Origin of the sequence: Microcoleus sp. B4-D4 (assembly GCF_036705185.1) — a bacterium.
Classification (GTDB): domain Bacteria; phylum Cyanobacteriota; class Cyanobacteriia; order Cyanobacteriales; family Microcoleaceae; genus Microcoleus.
In genome coordinates this window covers 25,166-31,960 of sequence record NZ_JAUBTX010000065.1, presented here as the reverse complement: position 1 = coordinate 31,960, position 6,795 = coordinate 25,166, and the positions used below count along the sequence as shown (strand labels likewise).

4 protein-coding genes are annotated in these 6,795 nt (G+C 48.9%); 1 reads left to right on the top strand and 3 read right to left on the bottom strand.

The genetic code is table 11. From position 1 onward, the window contains the following. Positions 1-238: 238 nt before the first annotated feature. Positions 239-865: a flavin prenyltransferase UbiX gene (locus tag QUB13_RS27950; protein WP_194008362.1), complete on the bottom strand. Its 627-nt coding sequence runs from the start codon at positions 863-865 to the stop codon at positions 239-241. Positions 866-1,157: 292 nt separating this feature from the next. Continuing rightward, positions 1,158-3,539 (bottom strand): ribonuclease R family protein, encoded by a 2,382-nt coding sequence (locus tag QUB13_RS27945; RefSeq protein ID WP_333387717.1) that lies wholly within the window; start codon positions 3,537-3,539, stop codon positions 1,158-1,160. Between the two features lie 864 nt (positions 3,540-4,403). Between QUB13_RS27945 and QUB13_RS27940 the strand changes: the two genes are divergently transcribed. Next, a complete protein-coding gene (locus QUB13_RS27940; RefSeq protein WP_333387713.1) occupies positions 4,404-5,366 on the top strand; it encodes a hypothetical protein in 963 nt (320 codons plus the stop codon). A 206-nt stretch (positions 5,367-5,572) separates the two neighbouring features. Here the strand turns inward: QUB13_RS27940 and clpP are convergent, their stop codons facing one another. Then, a complete protein-coding gene (clpP, locus tag QUB13_RS27935; protein ID WP_193976162.1) occupies positions 5,573-6,181 on the bottom strand; it encodes an ATP-dependent Clp endopeptidase proteolytic subunit ClpP in 609 nt (202 codons plus the stop codon). Between the last annotated feature and the right edge of the window lie 614 nt (positions 6,182-6,795).

The window sequence follows — 6,795 nt, the reverse complement described above, 5'->3', positions numbered from 1 at the left end:
AATTGGGAATTGGGAATTGGGAATTGGGAATTGGGAATTGGGAATTGGGAATTGGGAATTGGGAATTGGGAATTGGGGAATAACTAACAACTTTTGACTGTTGGATGTTGACTAACGACTAACAATTAACAACTAACTGTTGACTAACAACTGCCAACTAACAACTAACAACTGCCAACTAACAACTGACTACTGCCAACTAACAACTGACTACTGCCAACTAACAACTGACTACTGACTACTGACTCCCTTCTTCTTCCTTCCAGCGTTTGAGAGGAACGCAATCAATTCCTAACTGGTCTAAAGCGCGAGCCACTACAAAGTCTACCAAATCTTCAATAGTTTGAGGATTGTGATACCAAGCGGGAATCGCTGGCACAATTCTAGCCCCTGCTTCGGCTAAGGTAGTCAAATTTCGCAGGTGAATCAAGCTAAAAGGAGTTTCTCTAGGTACAAGTACCAATTTTCTCCCTTCCTTAAGCTGAACGTCGGCCGCTCTTTCGAGTAAATCCGAGCTCAATCCGGCCGCTAACTTGCCTAGTGTACTCATGCTACAGGGAATAATCATCATTCCTTGGGTGCGAAAGGAGCCGCTAGCAATATTAGCACCAACATCTTGCCACGGATGGCAGCGAAGTTTGCCAGAATTGGGGACTCCTGCTTTTTCCCGCCAGAATTCTTCTTGAAGTGTCGGTTCTGCGGGCATTCGGATGTTCTGTTCGCTTTGCCAAACCATGTAGGTAGATTTTGATGCTACCAGTTCCACGGCGCGATCGGCTTCCAAGAGATATTTTAATGTTCGCACCGCGTAAATCAGTCCCGATGCTCCGGTAACTCCTACAATTAGCGGGTAGTTATTTGTCATTATTTTTAAGGCATAAGTTTGAGGGCAGAAGCAAGCAGGAATAGAGAAGAAGTTTGTAGGGACACGGCAATGCCGTGTCCTGATTAGTAGTGAATTGACCGGACTTTAGAGACTTGGGGAAAAAAGAATAAGAAAGTCAGAAGTAATTGGCAAAAAAGAAATTAGAAAATCATCAGTAATTACTTTTTTATTATGACTAGCAAAAAAGTAATTTTCTTACCTTCTTCCTTCTTCCTTCTTCCTTCTTTCTTCTTCCTTCTTTCTTCTTCCTTCTTCCTTCTTCCTTCTTCTTCTATTCCTCATCATCAAAAGCTTGACTACCGCCGCCAACAGCAACTAAATCAATTTGCTGGCGGTAGTAGTCAACGCTTTTGACTTGGACTTCTACCCGATCGCCCAAACGGTATTGATTGCGGTTTTTGCGACCAACTAGAGTTTGCTGGCGCGATCGATATTCATACCAATCATCCTTCAGCGAAGAAACGTGCACCAATCCTTCCACTCGCAACAGTTCGCTCTCCGGCGGCCGCACCTCAATTTCCACAAAGAAACCGTAAGACTGCACCCCTGTAATCAAACCCTGGAAAGTTTGACCGGTGCGTTCTTTCATCAATCCGGTTTTCTTCAATCCCTGCAAATCGCTTTCGGCATCTTCCGCAACCCTTTCGCGTTCCGTCAGATGTACCACCGCCGCTGCAAACTCTGTCTCAAATTCGTGGTGCAAATCTGGGGGGAGAACGTTCCAAGTAATTTGACCGTGACAGGAGGAATGGTGCAGGTTGACTTTTTCCTTAGCGCGAGTTGTGCGGCTGCTGCGGCCTTGCTCGAACACCGCTTGCAACACCCGCAGCACCAGCAAATCGGCGTAGCGCGAAAGCGGGGAAGTACAGCGCGTGTAACCGTCTTGCAGCGCTAAACCGAAGTGCGGCTTGGGAGTTGTGCTGTAAACAGCCGGCTTCATGGTGTCTTCCAGCAGGTAGGTGAGAACTCTTTCGGACTTGAGGTCGGCAAATTGCTGGGTAAATCGCTGGAAGTCCAAGGGCAGAACTTCTTCTTCGTTTTCGAGATACAGTTCGCCTCCGAGGTTGTTGGAGAGTTTGATGAACTCTTGAATGTCCGCAGGGTCTGGCATCGGCTGGACGCGATAGATTGCTGGGACTCCCAAGGCTTGCAGGTGGGTGGCGACAGCTTGGTTGGCGAGTACGACCAATTCGGAGACTGCCGACTGGGCGGGGGTAGCCGTTGTAAAAGCTCCTAATTCGCCTTCGTCGTCGAAGTGAGAGTTAGCGTCCGGCAAATTTAGTTCAAAAGCTCCCCGCTGGAGTCTCGTCTGTCTGACAGCCTGTGAAGCAGCCCTGATTTGATCTAGGAAAGGACGGAGGGCGGAGGATAAAGGGTTATCTTCGGCATCGGAGTCTGGTTCGATTATTGCTTGAGCTTGTTCGTAGCTGAGCTGGTAGTCAATATGAATGACGCTGGTTTGAATTTCGTATTCTGTGAGCTCTCCCGATTCGTCTAGGGTCAGCAGTATGCTGAAGGCCAGCCGTTCGGTGTCTGGTTGCAGCGAGCATCGATCGTTGAGGATTTGTGGCTGTACGGGGATGATTTTTTCTCCGAGATGGGCGCTGGTGCCTCGTTTGCGGGCTTCGCGGTCTAGGGGGGTTTCTGGCTGCACGTACTCGGCTGCGTCGGCGATGTGGATTGCTACTTGCCAGCCGCCGGACTTGAGGGTTTCGATCGACAGTGCGCGTTCTATTGGCGGATCGCACAAAAATGAGGTCGGGTCGAATTCGTTTTCGAGCTCGTTTTCGGCTGTTCCCTCGGAGAAATTTGCCTCTGGAACTTGAGGGGTTTCGTTTTCGGTGTTGGTTTCTCCTTCTTCGTTTTTGCTAAAGGTGACTGTCAGGCTGTTCCGCAAATCTAACCGTTTTTTGATGTCGGTTTTTTTGAGTTTGCTGGGCAAGTTTTCGGCTGCTTTGATGACGGCGGCGGGGAAGGAGCGCGGCAAGTCGTGTTTGCAGCATACGATGTCGAGGTCGTCTGCGGCTTCGGCATCGGAACCGAGTACCTGTACTACTTTGCCGACTGGCCGATGGGTGCCGAGGGGGTAGCGTTTGACTTCGACGTGTACTAAATGGTCGATCGCTTCTTGGAGGTTTGTGCCGTTGGCGAGCAAGTCTAGTTCAAACAACAGGCGATCGTCCAGGGGAATTGCTCTGTAGCTGACGCGGCCGGTGGGGGTGGCGGTTTGCTTGACTCGCGCCAGTACCGAGGGGTTGGCGCGTTCGAGGATCAGCATGACTTCGCCTTCGGGCGATCGACGGCGGCTGCCTTCTTTGATGATTTTGACTAATACTCGATCGCCATTCCAAGCTGTCGAGAGGTGACTTTCTCGCACGTAAACGTCTTCTGAGCCTTCGGCGTCTTGAATTGCAAAACAAAATCCTTTGCTCGAACAGCGGAGTTTTGCTTCTACTACGTCGTCTTCAGCTACTCGGCGGTAGCGGCCTTTGTCTTTGACTAATATGCCAATTTTCTCTAGAGCTTCTAATGCGATTTGAAGTTTGAGTTGACTGGTGGCGTCGTTGCAATCGAGTTTTTTCTCTAATGCTTTGGGAGCCACTAATTTGTCTTCTGTAAAATTTGCCAGCAGTGCAGCGATAGAAAATTCCATGTAGCGATCGATCCTCTTGTTTCCAGCAATTAGTCTAATTTTGGCGAAATCAGCCGCACCCTTTCTTACCCTCGCTGTGCCTGCTTCCCAACAAATGCGCGGGTTAGTAGGTGGAGATGCCAGCACAGTCGGTGCTACCTGCAGCCAGGGATTTTTTCAGATTTTTTCCCGACACCGGCAGTCGCTAATTGTCTGCTGTTTGTCTGCAACTGACCGATGGCGGTGCAGACAAAGGCCCCGCACCCTATTCCCCAATACAAGTTTTTAGCGTTGGTTCCTTGGCTTTTGGCTGGCAGCGCCGAGTTCTTCGCTAATAAGTAGAAAGCCCCTGTCGGTTCTTAAAAGATGACTCGATGCTGAAAGCGACGGGTTGAGTCGGGGATGGGGAGATGGATTTGGAGAGGAGAAAATTTGCATTTGGGCCTCCTGCATTTTTCCGTCTGCCTTGTTCCTACTTTCTTCTTGCTTTTGAAGTGCCTTTTGCCTTTTGCTAAAGCCAAAGATTTTACTGGCGATCGGGCAAAATTGCTAGTTGCTTACCGCAAGAAATGCCCTGTTTTTTGCAAGCGCTCTGTCCTTGCGGACAGATGTCCAACCAGCGGGTCTGGAGCAATCTGTGCTGTAGAAAGTGCAAGGTACACAAAACCGGAGACTTTACTACTTTTGCTTAGTTGCTGTTTCATACCCGCTGCTTGCTAGCTTAAACGGCAGGATGTGGGATAGGGTTTAGTCGGGTGAAAGGTTGCGCTGATGATTCACCTTTTATTTATTGTATGTTGAATAGGTGCTTTCAGAAAATTGTTTTCTGTGGGTTGTACTAAACTGAAGTCATCAGCCCCCTTCTGGTTTCGGGGTCAAAAAATTATGTTTGCTCAATTTCGCGCCCTTTATCCCACTGGACAGTTAATCTGTGAGTTGCTGACTATTCATCACGGTAAGTTTGTGGTTCGCTGTCTGGTTCAGGTTGACGGTAAAACTCTCGCTACGGGTATGTCGGCTGCTGAGTCTGTTGAGGGTGCTGAAGACCGCGCCCGATCGCGGGCGATCGCCGTCCTTGGATTTTCCGAACCCGCTGCTGCTGTTGTTGCCGTTTCGCCTGCGCCCGTGCCACCTCCGCCGACCCTTGGTGCGGAGGTGCCGGTGCCAGTGCCGCCTCCGCCGACCGTTGCTGCTGCCCCTGGGCCGGCCCTTGCTCCTCTTCCTGTTTTAGAAATGCCTGTTGCCGAAAAAGTTGATATACCACATCAAGGCAATTTTGTCAATACTGAATCTAAATTAAATGAAGAGCCGATCGCACCTGTAGCAGAACCGGAACCGCCTGCGGTCGATCGAGTTCCGGCGGCTGGATTTGTACCGAAGCAAATAGACTCGGATGCTTGGCTTTCTTCCAGCTACGGGGAACCAATGGAGGAACTGTCGGTAGCGCCGGCCCAAATCAGCGAACTGTCGCAGGGTGCTGCTGAAATTAGGGAATTGCAACCGATCGCAGTGGGAATTCCCAGTGATGCGATCGAGGACGATTCTGATACGATCGCCAACATAGACGGCATCCTCAAACGCCAGGGATGGAATAAAAAAACGGAAATGGACTGTCTCCAACAACTTTATGACAAGTCGTCGCAGAGAGAGCTTTCTAGCGAACAGTTGGCAGATTTCCTAGAATATCTGGAAATTTACAGCAGAACCACTGAGGAAATCAAGCGGTTAAGCTGGACTGCCAGCCAAGGAAAAGATTATCTCAAACAAGCTTATGACAAAGCAGCGCGGCATTTATTAAACCCAGAACAACTGCTCGATTTCCTGCAATATCTCGAATCTTTAGCCTAGGAATTCGGAAACTAAACAAGGCGCTGGAGGCTATTAGATTAAAGAAACCGGGTTTTTTACAGATATTAAGGTTGAGAACCAAAGATTTGGGTAAAAAACCCGGTTTCGACGCACCCGTTTATCCATTAAAGAGGTACTTTTGAACGTTAAAAATTAAAAATCAAAAATGCAGAATATTTTCCCATTTTTAATTTTTAATTTTTAATTTACGCCACAGCGGCGATCGGGCGACTGGCCGAAGGACGGCGATCGATCACTTGATCCACCAAACCGTAGTCCTTAGCTTCATCGGCGGACATGAAGAAATCCCGTTCGGTATCTTCTTCAATGCGCGAAAGCGGCTGACCGGTATGATCTGCCAAAAATTGATTCAGGCGCTGTTTGTGGTACAAAATCTCTTTTGCCTGAATTTCAATATCCGTTGCTTGTCCTTGAGCTCCACCGAGAGGTTGGTGGATCATGATCCGGGAGTGAGGCAAACTCATCCGCTTGCCTTTAGCGCCGGCACTCAACAGAAAAGCCCCCATGCTGGCTGCCAAACCGAGACAAATGGTGCAAATGTCGGGGCGGATGTGGTTCATTGTGTCAAAAATGCCCATACCTGCTGATACCGAACCCCCTGGGGAGTTGATATAGAGGTAAATGTCTTTCTCTGGATCTTCTGCGTCTAAAAATAGCAATTGGGCAACGATCAAGTTGGCTAAGTCGGAGTCAACCTGTTGGCCCAAGAAGATGATGCGATCGCGCAGGAGTCGCGAGTAAATGTCAAAGGCGCGTTCGCCGCGACCGGATTGTTCTATAACTGTTGGGATCATTGACGCCAGCCTGCCTATTACGTATCTTTTTTTTATTTTAGCGATTTGGGTTCATTTTTGACACTCTCCGACCTGAAGGTACGGAGATTCTTAAGAAGCTTCGACACTCTTAAATGCGCTGTCAAGACACCTCTAGACGTTCAAAACAACTACCTTTTGGTGTTGCAATTACGCTTACTTTTTGCCTTATGCTTTCGTTCGCACTTTTCAACACTCTTGCCAGTTCGGTACGCTCCCCATCCTGCGCTGCTTGGCTGTCTCAAAAGTCTTCTCAAACAAAAATGTTGAGGGTGTCTTACTGCCCGGAATCTCACCGTTCTAGGAATGGTTTAACACGTAGTTGATACGCCTACTTGTTCCGCATTGTTAAAATTATAACACAGATTACTCGCAGCCTAAAGGCTGCAACTGCGTTTCATCCCCGGCTTAAAGACCGGGGTTCTCACGCAACGCGCTATAGCGAGCGGTTGAGAGGGGGGCGATCGAGAAATCGGCAAAATCATTGAGCTGGGCGGGGTTGAGGCGCGATCGAGTCCCTAGTCGAAACTTGAACGGGTGGGATTTCCTCACTCTCAGGAAAAAGTGTAGCTGCGTATTGCAAAGAAAAGGTTGTT